At 70.8% G+C, this 19,624-nt stretch carries 18 protein-coding genes; 5 read left to right on the forward strand and 13 right to left on the reverse strand.

Annotation, left to right across the window (positions count from 1 at the left end):
• Positions 1-39: 39 nt before the first annotated feature.
• The 4 genes from JIX56_RS16865 to JIX56_RS16880 form a co-directional block, all read right to left on the reverse strand.
• Entirely contained in the window at positions 40-1,164 is a 1,125-nt protein-coding gene (locus JIX56_RS16865; protein WP_257541584.1) for a GuaB3 family IMP dehydrogenase-related protein, read from the reverse strand.
• Between the two features lie 104 nt (positions 1,165-1,268).
• The gene (gene guaB / locus JIX56_RS16870) at positions 1,269-2,774 is read right to left on the reverse strand and encodes an IMP dehydrogenase (RefSeq protein ID WP_257541586.1); all 1,506 of its coding nucleotides are present in this window, start codon (positions 2,772-2,774) and stop codon (positions 1,269-1,271) included.
• Between the two features lie 167 nt (positions 2,775-2,941).
• On the reverse strand, positions 2,942-3,517 hold the full coding sequence (locus JIX56_RS16875; RefSeq protein WP_005481141.1) for a sigma-70 family RNA polymerase sigma factor: 576 nt from the start codon (positions 3,515-3,517) through the stop codon (positions 2,942-2,944).
• Between the two features lie 256 nt (positions 3,518-3,773).
• Complete coding sequence (locus JIX56_RS16880; protein WP_003948568.1) at positions 3,774-4,385, reverse strand: response regulator transcription factor; 612 nt, start codon at positions 4,383-4,385, stop codon at positions 3,774-3,776.
• Between the two features lie 392 nt (positions 4,386-4,777).
• On the opposite strand from JIX56_RS16880, the gene JIX56_RS16885 reads away from it, so the two are divergent.
• Positions 4,778-5,107: a WhiB family transcriptional regulator gene (locus JIX56_RS16885; protein WP_257541588.1), complete on the forward strand. Its 330-nt coding sequence runs from the start codon at positions 4,778-4,780 to the stop codon at positions 5,105-5,107.
• Between the two features lie 41 nt (positions 5,108-5,148).
• Here the strand turns inward: JIX56_RS16885 and JIX56_RS16890 are convergent, their stop codons facing one another.
• Positions 5,149-6,051 carry a LysR family transcriptional regulator gene (locus JIX56_RS16890; protein ID WP_257541589.1) on the reverse strand — a complete coding sequence of 301 codons (903 nt, stop codon included), beginning with the start codon at positions 6,049-6,051 and terminating at the stop codon, positions 5,149-5,151.
• An 81-nt stretch (positions 6,052-6,132) separates the two neighbouring features.
• Here JIX56_RS16890 and JIX56_RS16895 point away from each other — a divergent pair, with 81 nt between their 5' ends.
• From JIX56_RS16895 to JIX56_RS16905, 3 genes are all read left to right on the forward strand, one after another.
• Positions 6,133-6,804 carry an MOSC domain-containing protein gene (locus JIX56_RS16895; RefSeq protein ID WP_257541591.1) on the forward strand — a complete coding sequence of 224 codons (672 nt, stop codon included), beginning with the start codon at positions 6,133-6,135 and terminating at the stop codon, positions 6,802-6,804.
• A 147-nt stretch (positions 6,805-6,951) separates the two neighbouring features.
• Positions 6,952-7,725 carry an SDR family NAD(P)-dependent oxidoreductase gene (locus JIX56_RS16900; RefSeq protein ID WP_257541593.1) on the forward strand — a complete coding sequence of 258 codons (774 nt, stop codon included), beginning with the start codon at positions 6,952-6,954 and terminating at the stop codon, positions 7,723-7,725.
• Positions 7,726-7,878: 153 nt separating this feature from the next.
• Complete coding sequence (locus tag JIX56_RS16905) at positions 7,879-8,586, forward strand: ester cyclase (RefSeq protein WP_257541595.1); 708 nt, start codon at positions 7,879-7,881, stop codon at positions 8,584-8,586.
• A gap of 71 nt (positions 8,587-8,657) precedes the next feature.
• Here the strand turns inward: JIX56_RS16905 and groL are convergent, their stop codons facing one another.
• The 4 genes from groL to JIX56_RS16925 all read right to left on the reverse strand — a co-directional run bounded on the left by groL (position 8,658) and on the right by JIX56_RS16925 (position 13,201).
• Entirely contained in the window at positions 8,658-10,286 is a 1,629-nt protein-coding gene (groL, locus tag JIX56_RS16910; RefSeq protein WP_257541597.1) for a chaperonin GroEL, read from the reverse strand.
• 112 nt (positions 10,287-10,398) lie between these two features.
• Positions 10,399-10,707, reverse strand: coding sequence for a co-chaperone GroES (gene groES / locus JIX56_RS16915; protein WP_003998759.1), 309 nt, complete (start codon positions 10,705-10,707; stop codon positions 10,399-10,401).
• A gap of 227 nt (positions 10,708-10,934) precedes the next feature.
• The gene (locus JIX56_RS16920) at positions 10,935-11,816 is read right to left on the reverse strand and encodes a polysaccharide deacetylase family protein (protein WP_257541599.1); all 882 of its coding nucleotides are present in this window, start codon (positions 11,814-11,816) and stop codon (positions 10,935-10,937) included.
• Positions 11,817-12,211: 395 nt separating this feature from the next.
• Positions 12,212-13,201 (reverse strand): polysaccharide deacetylase family protein, encoded by a 990-nt coding sequence (locus JIX56_RS16925; RefSeq protein ID WP_257541600.1) that lies wholly within the window; start codon positions 13,199-13,201, stop codon positions 12,212-12,214.
• 110 nt (positions 13,202-13,311) lie between these two features.
• Here JIX56_RS16925 and JIX56_RS16930 point away from each other — a divergent pair, with 110 nt between their 5' ends.
• On the forward strand, positions 13,312-14,493 hold the full coding sequence (locus tag JIX56_RS16930) for a class I SAM-dependent methyltransferase (protein ID WP_257541602.1): 1,182 nt from the start codon (positions 13,312-13,314) through the stop codon (positions 14,491-14,493).
• Between the two features lie 693 nt (positions 14,494-15,186).
• Here JIX56_RS16930 and JIX56_RS16935 read toward each other — a convergent pair.
• The 4 genes from JIX56_RS16935 to JIX56_RS16950 all read right to left on the reverse strand — a co-directional run bounded on the left by JIX56_RS16935 (position 15,187) and on the right by JIX56_RS16950 (position 19,612).
• Positions 15,187-16,521, reverse strand: a complete 1,335-nt coding sequence (locus JIX56_RS16935; RefSeq protein WP_443031830.1) for an RNA polymerase sigma factor — start codon at positions 16,519-16,521, stop codon at positions 15,187-15,189.
• Between the two features lie 43 nt (positions 16,522-16,564).
• Entirely contained in the window at positions 16,565-16,921 is a 357-nt protein-coding gene (locus JIX56_RS16940) for a YciI family protein (RefSeq protein WP_257541604.1), read from the reverse strand.
• 158 nt (positions 16,922-17,079) lie between these two features.
• Entirely contained in the window at positions 17,080-18,147 is a 1,068-nt protein-coding gene (locus JIX56_RS16945; RefSeq protein WP_443032046.1) for an LCP family protein, read from the reverse strand.
• Positions 18,148-18,244: 97 nt separating this feature from the next.
• Entirely contained in the window at positions 18,245-19,612 is a 1,368-nt protein-coding gene (locus JIX56_RS16950; protein ID WP_257541607.1) for an endo-1,4-beta-xylanase, read from the reverse strand.
• Between the last annotated feature and the right edge of the window lie 12 nt (positions 19,613-19,624).

Consider the following 19,624-nt stretch of genomic DNA (forward strand, 5'->3'; position numbering starts at 1 on the left):
CGAGCCCCAACCCACGCTCAAGCCGAGCGCGGCGTCACCTCACCGCTTGTGCTGCGAGTCCGCCACCGTCACCTCGACGCGCTGGAACTCCTTCAGCTCGCTGTACCCGGTCGTGGCCATCGCCCGCCGCAGCGCACCGAACAGATTCATGGAGCCGTCGGGCGTGTGCGAGGGCCCGGTGAGGACCTCCTCGATCGTGCCCACGGTGCCGAGGTCGACCTTCTTGCCGCGCGGCAGCTCCTCGTTCACCGCCTCCATGCCCCAGTGGTTGCCCTTGCCGGGCGCGTCCGTGGCGCGGGCCAGCGGGGAGCCCATCATGACCGCGTCCGCACCACAGGCGATCGCCTTGGGGATGTCGCCGGACCAGCCGACACCGCCGTCGGCGATGACATGCACATACCGGCCGCCGGACTCGTCCATGTAGTCGCGGCGGGCCGCGGCCACGTCGGCCACCGCCGTCGCCATCGGGACCTGGATGCCGAGCACGTTGCGCGTGGTGTGGGCCGCGCCGCCGCCGAAGCCGACGAGGACGCCGGCCGCGCCGGTGCGCATCAGGTGCAGGGCGGCCGTGTACGTGGCGCAGCCGCCCACGATCACCGGGACGTCCAGCTCGTAGATGAACTGCTTCAGGTTCAGCGGCTCGTGGGCCCCGGAGACGTGCTCCGCCGACACGGTCGTACCGCGGATGACGAAGATGTCGACGCCCGCGTCCACGACGACCTTGGAGAACTGGGCGGTGCGCTGCGGGGAGAGCGCGGCGGCGGTGACCACACCGGAGTCGCGCACCTCCTTGAGGCGCTGCCCGATCAGCTCCTCCTTGATGGGAGCCGCGTAGATCTCCTGGAGCCGGCGGGTCGCGGCCTCGTCGGGCATCCCGGTGATCTCGTCGAGCAGCGGCTGCGGGTCCTCGTACCGCGTCCACAGGCCCTCGAGGTTCAGTACGCCGAGGCCGCCCAGCTCCCCGATACGGATCGCGGTGGCCGGGGAGACGACCGAGTCCATGGGGGCGGCCAGGAAGGGCAGCTCGAAGCGGTAGGCGTCGATCTGCCAGGTGATCGAGACCTCCTTCGGGTCCCGCGTACGGCGGCTGGGGACGACGGCGATGTCGTCGAAGGCGTACGCCCGGCGGCCGCGCTTGCCGCGCCCGATCTCGATCTCAGTCACGTCTGTGGCCTTTCCCTGATGCGTTCAGCGTCTTCCAGTATCGCCGACGGGCACGACAAGGGCGGCCCCGGTTGCTCCGGGGCCGCCCTCGACAGGCCTGCTGCCTACTTACGGCTGTAGTTCGGCGCCTCGACCGTCATCTGGATGTCGTGCGGGTGGCTCTCCTTGAGGCCCGCGGAGGTGATCCGTACGAAGCGGCCGTTGGCCTGAAGGTCCGGGACGGTCCGGCCGCCGACGTAGAACATCGACTGGCGCAGGCCGCCGACCAGCTGGTGGACGACCGAGGAGAGCGGGCCGCGGTAGGGCACCTGGCCCTCGATGCCCTCGGGGACGAGCTGCTCGTCGGAGGCGACGCCCTCCTGGAAGTAGCGGTCCTTGGAGAACGACTTGCGGTCGCCGCGCGACTGCATGGCCCCGAGGGAGCCCATACCGCGGTACGACTTGAACTGCTTGCCGTTGATGAACATCAGCTCGCCCGGCGACTCGGCGCACCCGGCGAGCAGCGAGCCCAGCATCACCGTGTCGGCGCCCGCGACCAGAGCCTTGGCGATGTCGCCGGAGTACTGCAGGCCACCGTCGCCGATGACCGGGATCCCGGCCTCCTTGGCGGCGAGCGAGGCCTCGTAGATGGCGGTGACCTGCGGGACGCCGATGCCGGCGACGACACGGGTCGTACAGATGGAGCCGGGGCCGACGCCGACCTTGATGCCGTCCACGCCGGAGTCGATCAGCGCCTGGGCGCCGTCGCGCGTGGCGATGTTGCCGCCGATGACGTCGACGCCCGAGGAGTTCGACTTGATCTTGGCGACCATGTCGCCGACCAGGCGGGAGTGGCCGTGCGCGGTGTCGACGACGATGAAGTCGACGCCGTTCTCGATGAGGGCCTGGGCGCGCTCGAAGGCGTCACCGGCGACACCGACCGCCGCGCCGACGAGGAGACGGCCCTCGTCGTCCTTCGCCGCGTTCGGGTACTTCTCGGCCTTCACGAAGTCCTTGACCGTGATCAGGCCCTTGAGGATGCCCGCGTCGTCGACCAGCGGCAGCTTCTCGATCTTGTGCTTGCGCAGCAGCTCCATGGCCTCGACGCCGGAGATGCCGACCTTGCCGGTGACCAGCGGCATCGGCGTCATGACCTCGCGGACCTGGCGGGAGCGGTCGCTCTCGAAGGCCATGTCGCGGTTGGTGACGATGCCGAGCAGCTTCTTGTTGCCGTCGGTGACCGGGACGCCGCTGATGCGGAACTTGGCGCAGAGCGCGTCGGCCTCGGCGAGCGTGGCGTCCGGGTGCACGGTGATCGGGTCGGCGACCATGCCGGACTCGGAGCGCTTCACCAGGTCGACCTGGTTGGCCTGGTCCTCGATGGACAGGTTGCGGTGCAGCACGCCGACGCCGCCCTGACGGGCCATGGCGATGGCCATCCGGGACTCGGTGACCTTGTCCATGGCGGCCGAGAGGAGCGGGATGTTCACCCGCACGTTCTTGGAGACGTACGAGGCGGTGTCGATCTCGTCGGGCGCCATGTCCGACGCGCCCGGCAGCAGCAGCACGTCGTCGTAGGTCAGCCCGAGCGTCGCGAATTTGGCGGGCACTCCGTCGACGTTGGCAGTCATGACACCTTCCCCAAATGGCCTTGATCGGTGCGGATGTCCATGCTAACGGGAAGCGTGGGTCACACATTCCACGGTACGAAGTGATGCCGGGCTTCGTATGTTCGTACGGAAAAGGCACCCCGCCTGTTCATCCGGGGCGCCCTCCGAACCGTCACCGAACGCCGGTACTACTGCTCCGCCAGCGCCCGGAGCCTGCTCAGCGCCCGGTGCTGCGCCACTCGGACCGCGCCCGGCGACATCCCGAGCATCTGTCCCGTCTCCTCGGCCGTGAGCCCCACCGCGATCCTCAGGAGCAGCAGCTCCCGCTGGTTCTCGGGGAGGTTGGCCAGGAGCTTCTTGGCCCACTCGGCGTCGCTGCTGAGCAGCGCGCGCTCCTCGGGGCCCAGCGAGTCGTCGGGGCGCTCCGGCATCTCGTCCGAGGGGACGGCCGTCGAGCCGGGGTGACGCATGGCGGCGCGCTGGAGGTCGGCGACCTTGTGGCCGGCGATGGCGAAGACAAACGCCTCGAACGGCCGTCCGGTGTCCTTGTAGCGCGGCAGCGCGAGGAGGACGGCGACGCAGACCTCCTGCGCCAGGTCCTCCACGAAGTGCCGCGCGTCACCCGGCAGCCGGGACAGACGGGTGCGGCAATAGCGCAGCGCCAAGGGGTGGACATGGGCGAGCAGATCGTGTGTGGCCTGCTCGTCCCCGTCGACCGCGCGATGCACGAGCGCACCGATCACTGTCGTCTCGTCGTCGCGCATCGGTCCATGGTGCCTTGCGGCCGTCCGGTCCGTGGCGCCACGTCCATGGTTGTGCACCGAAGCGTTATGAGCAGGTGCGCCGGAACTCATCTCCTGCGCCCTCCCCTCCCGCTCGTTCGACTGCTCCCCGAGGAACTCCACACCTCAAGGATGCGGCATCCGCGGCGAAACGAGCAGCGGGCACCCGGCGGGCCGTCTCACCACCCCCGCCCGCCCTGCGGCAGGCGGGGATTCTCGTACCCCCGTTACGGCCCACTCAACGAACCAGACCCCAGCGGAAGCCGAGCGCCACCGCGTGCGCGCGGTCCGAGGCGCCGAGCTTCTTGAAGAGCCGCCGGGCGTGGGTCTTGACGGTGTCCTCGGAGAGGAACAGCTCGCGACCGATCTCGGCGTTCGAGCGACCGTGGCTCATGCCCTCAAGGACCTGGATCTCCCGGGCGGTGAGCGTCGGCGCGGCGCCCATCTCGGCGGAACGCAGCCGGCGCGGGGCGAGCCGCCAGGTCGGGTCGGCGAGGGCCTGCGTGACCGTGGCACGCAGCTCCGCGCGGGAGGCGTCCTTGTGCAGATAGCCCCGCGCGCCGGCGGCGACCGCGAGGGCCACGCCGTCCAGGTCCTCGGCGACGGTGAGCATGATGATGCGCGCCCCGGGGTCGGCGGACAGCAGCCGCCGTACGGTCTCGACGCCGCCCAGGCCGGGCATGCGTACGTCCATCAGAATCAGGTCCGAGCGGTCGGCCCCCCAGCGGCGGAGGACTTCCTCGCCGTTGGCCGCCGTGGTCACGCGCTCGACGCCGGGCACGGTCGCCACCGCGCGGCGCAGCGCCTCTCGGGCAAGCGGGGAGTCGTCGCAGACGAGGACGGATGTCATGGCCGCCCTCCGCAGCTGATGCGCGTCACCTTGAGCCTCCAGGCTGGTACGAAATCGTCACCTGTGCGGTCGACACTCACGAGCTGACACGAACGCCTGCCCGAGCGCTTGTTCTCTCAACCGCCTCCGCCCGTCTCAACGACGGTCACTCGAAAGAGTTACGGGATGGCTGGCCACCTTCGGCACTCTACGTGAGGGCGCGGACACGGGGCAGAGATGCGCAACGGACCCTCAACGTTTCCCCACAACCTATGCCCCATTCAGCCGTTTTTCTTCCCATTTATTGGCGTCTGAGGCTAGATTCGCAATGAGTCATATTTTCATCTCCTTTGATGGTCGATGTACGGTCATGGGCAACATCTCCTACAAGAACGGCAACAAGGGGACACGCAATGGCAGATTTCTCCCGCCTTCCCGGACCGAACGCTGATCTGTGGGACTGGCAGCTCCTCGCGGCCTGCCGTGGGGTCGACAGTTCACTCTTCTTCCACCCCGAAGGAGAACGCGGTGCGGCACGGAGCGCTCGTGAGAACTCGGCCAAAGAGGTCTGCATGAGATGCCCGGTACGCGCGCAGTGCGCGGCCCACGCCCTCGCGGTGCGCGAGCCGTACGGCGTGTGGGGCGGGCTGACCGAGGACGAGCGCGAGGAGCTCATGGGCAGGGCGCGCCATCGCCTGGTGTCGGCGTCCACTTCCGGGGGCGACACAGGTTCGAACACCTGAAGGAACGTTTCTTCAAGGGCCCTTGCCCGGCCCGTTCGGCGCTAGCGCGCGGCCGCTCCGGCCAGCCGGTCCAGCGTCGCCGCGACCGTGGACACCTGAGCCAGGTCCGGCAGAGTGAGCGCCACGATCTCCCGGCGCACCACCGGCTCGACGGTGACCATCCGCACTCCCTTGGCGCGTACGGACTCGATGGCCAGCTCCGGCAGGACGGCGACCCCGAGGCCCGCGCCCACCAGGCCGACCACCGCCGGATAGTCGTCGGTCGCGAAGTCGATGCGCGGCGTGAAGCCCGCGCTCTCACAGACCCGCACCAGTTGCCCCCGGCAGCGCGGGCAGCCGGCGATCCAGGGTTCCCCGGCGAGTTCTCCGATACCGATGGACCGCGTACGGGCCAGTCGGTGCCCCTGAGGGACGAGCCCGACGAGCCGGTCGGTGAGCAGGGGCCGTACGACCAGGTCGTCCCACTCCCCCTCCTCCGCGCCCGCCGCACCCTCGTAGCGGAAGGCGAGCGCGATGTCGCAGTCGCCCTCGCGGAGCATCTCGACCGAGCGCGGCGGTTCGGCCTCCTCCAGCGAGACCCGGGTGCCGGGGTGCGCGGCGCGCAGGGCGGCCAGGGCGGTGGGGACCAGCGTGGAACTGCCGCTGGGGAACGAGACCAGACGGACCCGGCCGGCGCGCAGACCGGCGATGGCGGCGACCTCCTCCTCGGCCGCGGTGAGCCCGGCGAGGATCCCGGCCGCGTGCCGCACCAGCGCCTCACCCGCCTGCGTCAGCCGCATCTCGCGGCCGCTGCGGACCAGCAGCGGGGTGCCGACGGAGGATTCGAGCGCCTTCATCTGCTGGCTGACGGCGGGCTGGGTGCAGCCGAGTTCGCGCCCCGCCGCCGAGAAGGAGCCGGTGGCGGCGACGGCGCGCAGAACGCGGAGATGGCGGGCCTCGATCACGCATCTGAGCATAAGCGTGGCTTGGGTGGGGTGCCGAATATCGCGTCGACGCTTTGCCCCTCACCGGCCTAGCGTGGCGCTATGAAGCTTCTGTCACTGAATCTGGGACGCCCCGAGGCCGTCGACGTCGCGGAGGAGTCGAAGAGCGTCACGGGCATCGACAAGCGGCCGGTGGACGGACCCGTGCGGGTGTTCGCGCCGGGACCCAAGGGCGTCGGCGCAAGCGGGGTGGCCGGGGACGCGGTGTGCAACACGGCGCACCACGGCGGCGACGACCAGGCGGTCTACGCGTTCGCCCGCGAGGACCTGGACGGCTGGGAGCGCGAACTGGGCCGCACCCTGCCCAGCGGGTCCTTCGGCGAGAACCTCACCACCGAGGGCCTCGACGTCTCCGGTGCCCTCATCGGCGAACGCTGGCGGATCGGCTCCGAGGTGGTCCTGGAGGTCACCTCAGGCCGTGTCCCCTGTCTGAACTTCCAGCGCCACATGGGTGAGCGCGGCTGGGTCAAGCGCTTCACACGCCAGGGCGAGCCGGGTGCGTATCTGCGGGTGATCCAGCCGGGCGAGATCCGCGCGGGCGACCCCATCGAGATCGTCCACCGCCCCGCCCACGACATCACCGTCGCCCTCACCTTCCGCGCCACGATGACCGAACACGAGCTGCTGCCACGTCTGCTGGCCGCGGGCGAGGCGCTGCATTCGGAGCTGTTGGAGACGGCGCGGAAGTATGTGGAGAAGAGCGGAAGTATGTAGAGAGGAAGGAGAACGCGGAGAAGACGCGGCGGGCTGGGGAGAACGAAGCCGCAGCCGGCGGTTCGCCGGATGCGCCGGGTTCCTGACAGGGCGTTACGGCCGGTACAGCAGGCGGATCCGCACAGTCCAGGCGCCTAGTCTTACGCCATGACTACCGCTCTGATTACGGGATCGACCGCGGGTATCGGTGCCGCCTTCGCACGGCGGCTGGCGGCGGACGGGCACAACCTGGTCCTGGTGGCGCGTGACACCAAGCGGCTGCGGGAGCAGGCCACGGAGTTGCACGACCGGCACGGCATCGAAGCGGAGGTGCTGTCGGCCGACCTGGCGACGGACGACGGCATCGAGTCGGTGGCGAGGCGGCTGGCCGACCGCAAGAGCCCGGTCGACCTGCTGATCAACAACGCCGGTTTCGGCAACAAGGGCCGCTACCTCGACGTCTCCATGGCCGACGAGCTGAAGATGCTCAAGGTGCACTGCGAGGCGGTCCTGCGGCTGACCTCGGCGGCCACCGAGGCCATGCGTGAGCGCGGCCGGGGCGGCGTCGTCAACGTCGCGTCGGTCGCCGCTTTCGTCCCGCGGGGCACGTACGGGGCGTCCAAGGCCTGGGTCGTGCAGTTCACCCAGGGTGCCGCCCGCGACCTGGCCGGCAGCGGCGTACGGCTCATGGCGTTGTGCCCCGGCTTCGTCCGCACCGAGTTCCACGACCGGGCCGGCATGGGCACGGACAACATCCCGTCCTGGATGTGGCTCGACGCCGACAAGCTCGTCACCGCGGCCCTCGCCGACCTCTCCCGCGGCAAGACCGTCTCCATCCCCGACCCGCGCTACAAGACCCTGATGGGCGTGGTGAAGGTGGTGCCGCGGGGGCTGCTGGGCGGGATCAGCTCGAAGACGGGGCGGAAGTACGGGCCGCGGTAGGGGGTTGCCACGGAGTGAAGCGCACGCGCGTATTCCGTTTCCGTCGGCCCGCCAGGGCATGGGGTCGTGATGCCAAAGGGTGAGAGGGCGGCGCCGCCGGGAGACAATGGAGGTGTTCAACCGGGACCCAGGGGGGCCGGGAGGCGACGCATCATGACATTCGTGCAGCTCATCGACTGTAAGACCAGCCGGCTCGACGAGATGAACCGGCTGATGGACAGGTGGGTCGAGCAGACCAAGGGGAAGCGGACGGCGACGCACAGTGTGGTCGGCAAGGACCGGTCCGACTCGTCGCACATCATCGAGATCGTGGAGTTCCCGTCGTACGAGGAGGCGATGCGGAATTCCGGGCTGCCGGAGACCGATCGGATCTTCCAGGAGATGGTGGCGCTGTGCGACGAGACGCCCACGTTCACGGATCTGGACGTGGTGCGGGACGAGCAGCTGTACGCGGACACGGCGCGGAGGTTCTTCGAGGCGCTGGCCACCGAGGGGGAGCTGCCGCCGCTCAACGATCTGCTGGTGGAGGACTTCCACGACCACGATCCCTCCAACCCGCAGGACGTCATCGGCATGGACGCGGTCAGGCGCGAGGTCGGGATGTGGCGGACGGGGTTCGACTTCTCGTTCACGGTCGAGGACCAGATCGCGCAGGGTGACCGGGTGTGCACCCGGTGGACCTGGAACGGCACGCACAAGGGCGACTTCCTCGGCGTCGCGGCCACCGGGAGGAAGGTCTCCATGGCCGGGACGACCATCCATCGGTGCACGTCCGACGGGAAGCTCGCCGAGGGCTGGTGGCAGTACGACCGGCTGGGGCTGATGGGACAGCTGGGCGCGCTCGAAGGCCTGGAGCAGTAGGACGACGCGAAGGCCCGGCACCCCAGGGGTGCCGGGCCTTCGTACTGAGTGGCCTTCGTGCTGACTGAAGGTCAGTGGGAGTGGCCGTGACCGTGGCCGTGGCCCGCGTCGGCCGGCTCCTCTTCCTTCTTCTCGACGACCAGGGTCTCGGTCGTGAGGAGGAGGGAGGCGATGGAGGCGGCGTTCTCCAGGGCGGAGCGGGTGACCTTGACCGGGTCGATGACGCCCTGCTTCACCAGGTCGCCGTACTCGCCGGTCGCGGCGTTGAAGCCCTGGCCCTTGTCGAGCTCGGCGACCTTGGAGGTGATGACGTAGCCCTCCAGGCCGGCGTTCTCGGCGATCCAGCGCAGCGGCTCGACGGCGGCCTTGCGGACGACCGCGACACCCGTGGCCTCGTCGCCGGTCTTGCCGAGGTTGCCCTCGAGGACCTTGACGGCGTGGACGAGCGCGGAGCCACCACCGGAGACGATGCCCTCCTCGACCGCGGCGCGGGTCGCGGAGATGGCGTCCTCCAGACGGTGCTTCTTCTCCTTCAGCTCCACCTCGGTGGCGGCGCCGACCTTGATCACGCACACGCCGCCGGCCAGCTTCGCGAGGCGCTCCTGGAGCTTCTCGCGGTCCCAGTCGGAGTCCGTGTTCTCGATCTCGGCCTTGATCTGGGCGATGCGGCCCTGGACGGCCCCGGAGTCTCCGGCGCCGTCGACGATCGTGGTGTCGTCCTTGGTGACGGTGACGCGGCGGGCGGAGCCGAGCACGTCGAGGCCGACCTGGTCGAGCTTGAGGCCGACCTCCTCGGAGATGACCTCGGCGCCGGTCAGCGTCGCCATGTCCTGCAGCATCGCCTTGCGACGGTCGCCGAAGCCGGGGGCCTTGACGGCGACCGCGTTGAAGGTGCCGCGGATCTTGTTGACGACCAGGGTCGACAGGGCCTCGCCCTCGACGTCCTCGGCGATGATCAGCAGCGGCTTCGAGGCGTTGGACTGGATGACCTTCTCCAGCAGCGGCAGCAGGTCGGCGATGGAGCCGATCTTGCCCTGGTGGATGAGGATGTACGGGTCGTCGAGGACGGCCTCCATGCGCTCCTGGTCCGTCACGAAGTACGGCGACAGGTAGCCCTTGTCGAAGGCCATGCCCTCGGTGAAGTCCAGCTCCAGACCGAAGGTGTTGGACTCCTCGACGGTGATGACACCATCCTTGCCGACCTTGTCCATCGCCTCGGCGATGAGCTCGCCGACCTGCGTGTCCTGGGCGGACAGACCGGCGACGGCGGCGATGTCGGACTTCTCGTCGATCGGACGGGCGGTCGCGAGGAGTTCCTCGGACACGGCCTTGACCGCGGCGTCGATGCCCTTCTTCAGGGCGGCCGGGGAGGCACCGGCGGCGACGTTCCGCAGGCCCTCGCGCACCAGCGCCTGGGCCAGCACGGTGGCGGTGGTCGTACCGTCACCCGCTACGTCGTTGGTCTTGGTCGCCACCTCCTTCACCAGCTGGACGCCGAGGTTCTCGTACGGGTCGTCGACCTCGACCTCGCGGGCGATGGTCACACCGTCGTTGGTGATGGTGGGGGCGCCGAACTTCTTGTCGATGACGACGTTGCGGCCCTTGGGGCCGATCGTCACCTTCACCGTGTCGGCAAGCTTGTTGACGCCGCGCTCAAGGGCGCGACGGGCGTCCTCGTCGAACTTCAGGATCTTCGCCATGGGAGCGGTTCAGCCCTCTCGGAAATTTTGGGAGAACGAACTACGCCCCCGGCGCCCGGCTTCCTGACGGTCGCGGGGGCCGGGGGCGCAGCTCACTGCAAAACTGGGTGAATTACTTCTCGATGATCGCGAGCACGTCGCGAGCCGAGAGGACGAGGTACTCCTCGCCGTTGTACTTCACCTCGGTGCCGCCGTACTTGCTGTACAGCACGATGTCGCCGGTCTTCACGTCGAGCGGAAGACGCTCGCCGTTCTCGAAGCGGCCCGGGCCCACGGCCAGGACGACGCCCTCCTGGGGCTTCTCCTTGGCCGTGTCCGGGATGACCAGGCCAGAGGCCGTGGTCTGCTCGGCGTCGAGCGGCTGGACCACAATGCGGTCCTCAAGCGGCTTGATGGCAACCTTGGAGCTGGTGGTCGTCACGATCCGACCTCCCCCTTCGGAGATCTCACGGGGTTAACTGTCTGAGGTGGCGACCAGGTGGATCCGTCGTCGCGGGTGCCGGACCTGCCCGTCGCGTAGTTGGCACTCTCCAGGGGGGAGTGCCAGACCTGAGACTATGACCGCGATTAGCACTCGGTCAAGCGGACTGCTAATCGCGTCCGCCGGAGGCAGCCCCCTGGTGAGCGTCAGAGGTGGTCCTTCGAGCGTCAGAGGTAGTCCTCCAGGCGGCCCACCGTCAGGCCCTGCTCCTGGATCCGGCGCAGCAGTCTCGTCGTCATCCGGGTGAGTGTCGCGCCGTTCAGCTGAGCCGGGCCCCGGAATTGGGCCAGGACGATGTCGCCGGGGCGGAGGTGGTCGCCGACGGCGTAGCGGAGGTCGGTGATCTGCATGGACGCGCGCCACAGGACGACCGCCCAGATGCCGCAGTCAGCGGCGGCGCGGAGCGTGGTGGTGTCGTAGACGCCGTAGGGCGGGCGGAAGAGGGTCGGCCGGATGCCGAAGCGCTGCTTGAGCTTGTTCTGCTGGCCGCAGATCTCGGCGCGCTGTCCGGCGTACGGCAGGCCGCGCAGGGCGGTGTGGTCGAGGGTGTGGTTCTGCACGGTCGCGCCGACCGCGCGCAGCCGGGCGAAGTGGCCGTAGCCCGGCCCGACGACGCTGTCCGTCAGGAACATGCTCACCGGGAGCCGTAGTTCACGGACCATCTCGACGAACCGCGGGTCCCTCTCGGCCCCGTCGTCGTACGTCAGGAAGACGACCTTGTCGCGGGTCGCAACCCGATCGACGACCGGAGCCAGCCCGGGGTCGGCCGCGCGGGGCGCGGGCGGCCGGTCGGGGGGCTGGGGTGCGGGGGCGAGCGGCTCGGAGAGGCCCCAGCGGCGGTAGGGGGGTGAGTGGGGGTGGGGGGAGGCGCCTGCGCCGGGGGCGCGGGCGCCTGCGCCGGAGTTGGGGGCGGGGGCGGGGCTGGGGGCTCCCGCGCCCGGGTTGGGGGCGGGGGCGTCCGCGCCGGGAGTGGGGGCGGGAGCGCCTGTGCCGTGGCCTGGGGCGGGGGCGGGGGCATCTGCGCCGGGAGTGAGGACGGGGGCGCCCACGCCGAGGCTGGGGGCGGGGGCGCCCGCGCCTGGGCGGGTGGCGCTCGTGCCGGGCCTGGCGCCGGGGGCGCCTACGCCGGGCCCAGGGACGGGAGCGCCCGCGCGGGGGCCAGAGGCGCCCGCGCGGGGGCCAGGGCCGGCCACCCCCGTCCCGCTCGGCTGCGAGCCCGGCGGCGCCGATGTCGCTGTCGGCCGTGTCGCCGGCGACGACGTCGATGACGGCGACGGCGACGGCGACGGTCCGTGTGTCGGCAGCCGTCCCTCCGCCGCCACCTCGCTTCCCGGCCCCTCGGCGGGGTCGGCGTGATCGGTGGCGCACCCGGCGAGGAGCAGGGCGGCGAGGGCCGTGAGGGCGGGCCCACGTCCTCCGCGCACCCCATAACCGCCGGGCCCCCTCACAGGTAGTCCTCCAGCCGCGCCACCGCGTACCCCTCGGCGGTCACCCGGTTCAGGAAGCGGCGGATCATGTCGGGCATGGTGCCCTTCCACTCGCCCCGGCCCCGGAAGTGGCTGAGGACGATGTCGCCGTGGCGGAGCTCGCCGTCCGACTCGCGGTGCTCCCAGCGGTCGACGAAGACCTCCTCGTTCCAGAGCGGAACGGCCTTGACGCCGCAGACCTTGGCGGCGCGGAGGGTGTCCTGGTCGTAGCTGCCGTACGGCGGCCGGAAGAGCGTGGGCCGTTTGCCGTACCGCTTCTCGATCACGTCCTGCATGCCGCAGATCTCGCGCTTCTGGTCGGCGTACGAGAGGGCGGGCAGGTAGCGGTGGTTGAGGGTGTGGTTGTCGAGTACGACGCCACGGTCGCGCATCCGCTCGAAGTAGCCGTAGTCCTCCTTGACCAGGTAGTCGCTGAGGAAGGCGGTGTACGGGACCTTCAGCTCGCTCATCATGCGCAGGAACGCGGGGTCCTTCTCGGCGCCGTCGTCGATGGTGAGGAAGACGACCTTGTGGCGGGTGGGGACGGTGGTGAAGACCGGCGGCAGGCCGTCCTCCACCTGCCCGTCGACCTCGAATCCCTTACGGGTCCTGAGCTCCGGCTTCTTCGCCGGGGGCGGGGGCGGGATCAGCGGCACCCCGGCCAGCCCCCAGCGCTTCGCGGCGGCGGCCCGCGCGGCGTGCGCCCGGCGCAACTGCGTGGCGTACGCGTCCAGGGCACGGGCGGCGGGTGCGTCGAGCGGCCGCCGCGGCTGGCCGTGCACGGGTCGCCCGGTCCCCCGCTGTTCGGCGGTGCCCGTCTCCGCAGCCTCCTCGGTACCGCCGCCGGCGCACCCGGACGCGATGACCGCTGCGGCGAGCACGGCGACACCACCCCGGGCACCGCCGCTCCCCCTCCAGAGACGCGCCCACTTCGCACCCTTTAGATCATTTTGTCGTACGAATCGCATGGCGCCGCATCCTCGCAGGACAGCCCGTCCCCACCGCCCCGACACCGCCACCGGACCGCGACCATCCACCGAGTGGCCCACACCTCCTCCGCCTGACCGACAATGGCCCGGTGAACGACCTCGACCCCGCCGTCTTCCTCGCCCCCCTCCTCACCCCCGAGGGCCGCGCCCTCCTCGACGAGGTGCGCGGCACCGAACCGGCGCGGGAGCTGGCCGTGGCGACCCGGCTGCGCCGCGACCACCCGGCGGCACTCGTGTCGGCGGCGATGGCGCAGGCGCTGCTGCGGCAGCGGGCTGCGGTGAAGTTCGGGGCGGCGGACGCGGAGCGGATGTTCTTCACGCCGAACGGGGTCGAACAGTCGACGCGGGCGAGCGTGGCGACGTACCGGGCGGAGCGGATGCGCGCGCTGGGCGTGACCTCGGTCGCCGACCTGTGCTGCGGTATCGGCGGCGACGCGCTCGCGCTCGCCCGGGCCGGCATCCGGGTCCTGGCCGTCGACCACGACCCCCTGACGGTGGCGGTGGCCCGCGCGAACGCCGACGCGCTCGGCCTCGCCGACCTGATCGAGGTGCGGGAGGCGGACGTCACGGAGGTGGACGTCTCCCCGTACGACGCGGTCTTCGTGGACCCGGCGAGGCGCGGCGGCCGCGGCCGGATCTTCGACCCGGAGGCCTACTCGCCCCCGCTCTCCTGGGCCGTCGCCACCGCCCTCAAGTCCCCGCGCGCAGCTCTGAAGATCGCCCCGGGCATCCCCCACGAGGCGATCCCCGGCGAGGCCGAGGCTGAGTGGATCTCTGACGCGGGGGACGTGAAGGAGGCGGTGCTCTGGTTCGGCACGGGGACGGCGGGCGCCGTGCGGGCGACCCTGCTGCCCGGGCCCCGGGCCCTGCTCGGCCGCGGCCTGCCCGATCCCCAAGTCCGGTCCGTGGGGCGGTACTTGTACGAGCCCGACGGCGCCGTCATCCGGGCCCACCTCGTCGCCGAGGTCGCCGAGGACCTGGGAGGCGGGCTGATCGACCCCACGATCGCCTACATCACCGCCGACGAACACCACGTCACCCCGTACGCCACGGCCTACGAGATCACCGACCAACTGCCCTTCAACGTCAAGAAGTTGAAGGCCCTGCTGCGGGAGCGCGAGGTCGGCATCCTGACCGTGAAGAAGCGGGGGTCGGCCGTCGAGCCGGAGGAACTACGGAAGAAGGTCAAGCCGCAGGGACGCAACTCGGCGACGGTCTTCCTGACCCGGGTGGCGGGAGCGCCGACGATGCTGATCGGACGCCCGGCCTAGGGCGGACGCCCGGCCTAGGGCGGACGCCCGGCCTAGGGCGGACATCCGCCTCCAGCCGGTCCCGGTGCTGGTCCCGGTCCCGGTGCTGGTCCCGGTCCCGGTGCTGGTCCCAGCCCCGAACCCGGCCTGGGCCCCGGTATCGGACCGGACCCTGCCCCGGACCTGGTCGGGGCCCCGGACCGGACCCTGCCCCTGGCCCCAGGCCCAGGGCCTGGGGCCAGGGGCCTGGGGCAGGGGCCTGGGGCCTGGGGCAGGGGCCTGGGGCCTGGGGCAGGGGCCTGGGGCAGGGCCTGGGGCAGGGCCTGGGGCAGGGCCTGGGCCCAGGGCCCCCGCCACAGTCTCGGCCCCGGTCTCAGCCCGGACCTTGGCCCGGTCTCGGCCCCTGGACCCGGTCCAGGCCGGTGCCGGCCACCTCAGCCGACTCCCCCGTCACCCGCCTTCAGCCGGTCCCGCTCTGGGCCTTGGTCTCGGCCCCGGCCGGTGACCGGTGACCGGTGACGGCGGTCACCTCAGCCGAGTCCCCCCGTCACCGACCCCCGCCGGTCCGGTCTCGCCCCGGCCGACGGCCACCTGAGCCGACTCCCCCGTCGCCCACCCCAACCGGTCCCACTCCCTCCCCCGGCCGACGGCCACCTCAGCCGACTCCCCCGTCGCCCACCCCCCGTCCTCCCTCAGCCGCCCTCGCCGGCCCCCTCAGTCCCCCTCCTCCGCCCGCGCCAGCAGCAGGGCCCGCTCCCGCTCGTTCCGCGCCAGGTCGGCCGCCCGTAGGAACTCGGCGCGGGCCTCGGCCCTGCGCCCGAGCCGCCGTAGCAGGTCCCCGCGCACACTCGGCAGCAAGTGGTAGTCGCGGAGGGCGGGTTCGGCGGCCAGGTGGTCCACGATCTCCAGGGCGGGGCCCGGGCCGTCCGCCATCGAGACGGCGACCGCACGGTTCAGCTCCACCACGGGGGACGGGGAGCGGGCGACGAGCAGGGCGTACAGGGTGGCGATCCGGCTCCAGTCCGTCTCCTCGTACGTGTGGGCTTGGGCGTGGCACGCTGCGATCGCGGCCTGGAGGGCGTACGGGCCCGGCGCGCCCGTGGCGGTGGCGGTGGCGCGGCCGAGGGCGGTGAAGCCGCGGGCGATGAGGAGGCGGTTCCAGCGGCGGCGGTCCTGGTCCTTCAACAGGACCGGCTCCCCGGAGGGTCCCGTGCGGGTGGCGGCCCGCGACTCCTGGAGCTCCAAGAGGGCCACCAAGCCGTGTACTTCGGGTTCCTTGGGCATCAACTGGGCGAGGACACGGGCGAGTCGGAGGGCGTCCTCGCAGAGGGCGGGGCGCAGCAGGTCGTCGCCGGCGGTGGCCGCGTACCCCTCGTTGAAGATCAGGTAGATGACCTCCAGCACGGAGGCGAGGCGGGCATCGCGGTCGGGGCCGTAGGGGACCTCGAAGGCGACGGCCTTGGCGGCGAGGGTGCGTTTGGCGCGCACGATGCGCTGGGCGATCGTCGCCTCGGGGGCCAGGAAGGCGCGGGCGATCTCGGTGGTGGTCAGGCCGCCGAGGAGGCGGAGGGTGAGCGCGATGCGGGCCTCGGCGGAGAGCACCGGGTGGCAGGCCGTGAAGACGAGGCGGAGCAGGTCGTCGTCGATGTCGTCCGGGTCGGACGGCTGATCGAGATACGGCCCCGCCGCCTCCAGGTCCCGGCCCACCTCCGCCAGCTTCCGCGCATACCGCTCCCGGCGGCGCACGAGGTCGATCGCCCGGTGCTTGGCCGTGGTCATCAGCCAGGCGCCCGGGTTGTCCGGCACCCCGTCCCGAGGCCACTGCTCCAGCGCCACGACCAGCGCGTCCTGCGCCAGCTCCTCCGCGATACCGACGTCCCGCACGATCCGCGCGACCCCGGCGATGAGCCGGGGCGACTCCATCCGGAAGACGGTTTCGATGGCCGTGCCGGGTTCCGAATCCGAGGTGAGGGTGGGGGTGGAGTCGGAATCCGGGGTGGGGGCGGGATCGGAATCCGGGGTGGGGCCGGTGGTGGGCTGTGGGGTCACAGCCCACCATCAGACACCCGGAGGGCACCCCTGCCAAGCAGGCTCAGCCCTCCGTGATCTCCCGCACCTCACAGGTGACCGTCCAGTGCTCCTCGTGCACCTTCAGGAACCGCTTGGCCCACTCGACGGCTTCGGCCATGTCCTTGCACTGCATCAGCGCATAGCCCCCGACGACCTCCTTGGTCTCGGTGAACGGCCCGTCGGTCACCGACAGTTCCCCGCCCTCCCAACGCACCCTCTTCCCCTGCGCGGTCGGCAGCAGCCCGGCCGTGTCGAGCATGACCCCCGCCTTGGTGATCTCCTCCAGCAGATCCCCCATCCGCTGCATCAGCTCGGGGCTGGGGCCCTCGGCGGGGGCGGTCTTCTCGTCGATCCGGACCATCGACAGATAGCGCGGCATGGTGACTCCTTCGATTCGCTACGGGTCAGCGGGGTCGCTCCCCGCCTCTCACCATGGCGTCGAACGAGCCCCGCCCGGATCGACACGGCCGACGTACTTCTTCGGAGTGCTTCGAAGATTTCTTCCAGCGGGGCACCCGACCAGCCGGACGGCCCGGCTCACTTCAACGACTCCCACAGCTCGCCCGCCTCCGGCTCGTCCGCCACCACCCGGTTGGAGTCGTAGGGGGCCATGACGACCGGCATCATCACGGTCCTCGTGTCGTCCGACGACAGGCCCTTCAGGCTTTCGCCGAGACTCATCAGTTCCGTCAGGGAGTCCAGGCCGGTGTCGGTCGTGAGGCTGCCCGTGATGGCGTCGGCGACCTCGTAGAGCTGGGTGGGGTCGGACAACAGGTCCTTGGACGCGATCTGGTCCAGCAGGGCCTTGACCAGCTTCTGCTGGAGGCCTATGCGGCCGAGGTCGCTGCCGTCGCCGATGCCGTGGCGGGTGCGGGCGAGGGCCAGGGCCTGTTCGCCGTCCAAGTGGTGGGTGCCGGCCTTCAGTTCCAGGTGGCTGTCGTCGTCGGCGATGTCCTCGTCCGTCGTGACCGTGACGCCACCGAGGGCGTCGACGAGCTTCGCGAAGCCGGAGAAGTCGATCTCGACGTAGTGGTCCATGCGGACGTTCGTCATCGACTCGACGGTCTTGACCGCGCAGACCGGGCCGCCGACCGCGAACGCGCTGTTGAACATCGCGTTGTACGCCACCGACGTCGAACCGCCCGACTCCAGCGGGCAGGACGGCCTGGTGACCAGGGTGTCGCGGGGGATGCTGACGACCGTCGCCTCGGTGCGGCCCTCGTCGATGTGGACCACCATCGCCGTGTCCGAGCGGGCGCCCGAACCCTCGTCGCCGCCGCCGAGTTCGGCGTTCTCCTCGCCGCTGCGGGAGTCGGAGCCTAGGACGAGGATGTTCAGCGCGCCGCTCGGCAGCGGCGAGGCCGTGGCCGACGTGGAGGGCTCCGAAGAAGACCGGAGCTTCGCGGGGCGGTTGTCGCCGAGGGCGCTGTTGATGTCGACGCTCTTGATGTTGTCGTTGAGCCGCCAGAAGGCCCAGCCCGCCCCGCCCACGCCGACCACGAGGGCGCCGGCGAGCGTGAACCCGGCGAACTTCAGCCAGCGCCGCCGTCGGCCCCCGCCCCCGTCGTCGCCCCCGAACGCGCTTTCTTCACCATCCACGCACAGGAACTTACGTCCGAATTGTTACGGACAGAACCTCCCGGCGGTATTCCTTCGGGAATTCTCAGACTTCTCAGCCGCCGTGAAGAGCCCTCACGCGCCCTCAGCCCAGCGTCACCGTCGGCACCGGATTGCTGCCGCTCCAGGTGGCGTTGAAGCCGAAGCTCACCGAACCGCCGCTCGGCACGCTTCCGTTCCAGGAGACGTTCGTGCAGCTGACCGTCGTGCCGCTCTGGGCGCAGCTCGCGTTCCAGGCCTGACTGATCTGCTGGCCGGCCCCGAACGTCCAGTTGACGCGCCAGGAGGAGAGCGAGGATCCGGCGGCGCAGCTGATGGTGACGTTGCCCGTGAAGCCGGTGTTCCACTGGTTCGCCACGCTGTACGCCGCCGAGCAGCCGTCCGGGACCGGCGGCTCGGTCACCGTGCCGCCGAGCGCCGTCACGATGCCCTGGTACGCGGGTTTCGGCACGTAGTTCTCGTCGTACGGCGTCGCCGCGCCCTGGCCCGGGAAGGTGTCCGGGATCCAGGAGTCGGAGTCGGTGAAGCCCCAGACCGTGACGCCGGTGCAACGGGCCACCGCCACGCACGCCTTCACGACCGCCTCGTACTCGGTCCGCTGCTGCGCCAACTTGGCTGCCGTGGACGGCAGTTGCATCCGGATGTCGAGTTCCGTGATGGCCACGTCCACGCCCAGGTCGGCGAAGCGCTGGATGTTCTGTTGCAGGGTCGACGGCACCTGGCCCAGGATGAGGTGGGCCTGCAGCCCGACGCCGTCGATCGGGACGCCGCGTGCCTTCAGGTCCCTGACCAGGTTGTACAGGGCCGTGCTCTTCGCGTTGACGCCCTCGACGTTGTAGTCGTTGATGTAGAGCTTGGCGGCCGGGTCGGCGGCGCGGGCGGCGGTCAGGGCCTGGGCGATGTAGTCGGCGCCGAGGCCGTTGTACCAGAGGGTCTGGCGGTAGGTGCCGTCCTCGTTGAACGGTTCGTTCACCACGTCCCAGGCGGCCAACCGGCCCTTGTAGCGGCCGACTTCGAGCGCGATGTGGTCGTTCATCAACTGGCTGAGCTGCGCGGACGTCCAGGTGCCGTTGTCGAGCCAGCTGGGGTTCTGGCTGTGCCAGACGAGGGTGTGGCCGCGTACGTCCTGGTCGTGGGCCTCGGCGAAGTCGACGATTCTGTCGGCCTCGGTCCAGTTGAAGGTGCCCCGGGTGGGTTCGACGGAGCCCCACTTCATGGCGTTGCCGGGGGTGAGCCAGTTGAACTCGCGGCCCGCGATCTCACCGTACGTGCCGGTGAGCTTGGAGCCGGTCACCGCGGTGCCGATCGCCTTGCCCTTGGCCGCCGCGAGGTCGCGCAGGGGCGGGTCGGCGGCGTGGGCGGCGGGGGCGGCGAGGAGCAGGGCGGCCGCGGCCGCTGTGGCCGTCAGCGCGGTGAGGAAGGTACTCAAGGAGGTGCTGAGAGCGGATCTCATTGCGGGTGCCTC

The organism is Streptomyces sp. CA-210063, from assembly GCF_024612015.1.
GTDB lineage: Bacteria > Actinomycetota > Actinomycetes > Streptomycetales > Streptomycetaceae > Streptomyces.

Bases quoted from the DNA above. Each gene is read 5' to 3' on its own strand.
- JIX56_RS16900 (WP_257541593.1), top strand. From the start codon at position 6,952: ATGACTACCGCTCTGATTACGGGATCGACCGCGGGTATCGGTGCCGCC.
- JIX56_RS16875 (WP_005481141.1), bottom strand. From the start codon at position 3,517: ATGCGCGACGACGAGACGACAGTGATCGGTGCGCTCGTGCATCGCGCG.
- JIX56_RS16885 (WP_257541588.1), top strand. From the start codon at position 4,778: ATGGCAGATTTCTCCCGCCTTCCCGGACCGAACGCTGATCTGTGGGAC.
- JIX56_RS16925 (WP_257541600.1), bottom strand. From the start codon at position 13,201: ATGCGATTCGTACGACAAAATGATCTAAAGGGTGCGAAGTGGGCGCGT.
- JIX56_RS16940 (WP_257541604.1), bottom strand. From the start codon at position 16,921: ATGCCGCGCTATCTGTCGATGGTCCGGATCGACGAGAAGACCGCCCCC.
- groL (WP_257541597.1), bottom strand. From the start codon at position 10,286: ATGGCGAAGATCCTGAAGTTCGACGAGGACGCCCGTCGCGCCCTTGAG.
- guaB (WP_257541586.1), bottom strand. From the start codon at position 2,774: ATGACTGCCAACGTCGACGGAGTGCCCGCCAAATTCGCGACGCTCGGG.
- JIX56_RS16895 (WP_257541591.1), top strand. From the start codon at position 6,133: ATGAAGCTTCTGTCACTGAATCTGGGACGCCCCGAGGCCGTCGACGTC.
- JIX56_RS16905 (WP_257541595.1), top strand. From the start codon at position 7,879: ATGACATTCGTGCAGCTCATCGACTGTAAGACCAGCCGGCTCGACGAG.
- JIX56_RS16950 (WP_257541607.1), bottom strand. From the start codon at position 19,612: ATGAGATCCGCTCTCAGCACCTCCTTGAGTACCTTCCTCACCGCGCTG.
- JIX56_RS16880 (WP_003948568.1), bottom strand. From the start codon at position 4,385: ATGACATCCGTCCTCGTCTGCGACGACTCCCCGCTTGCCCGAGAGGCG.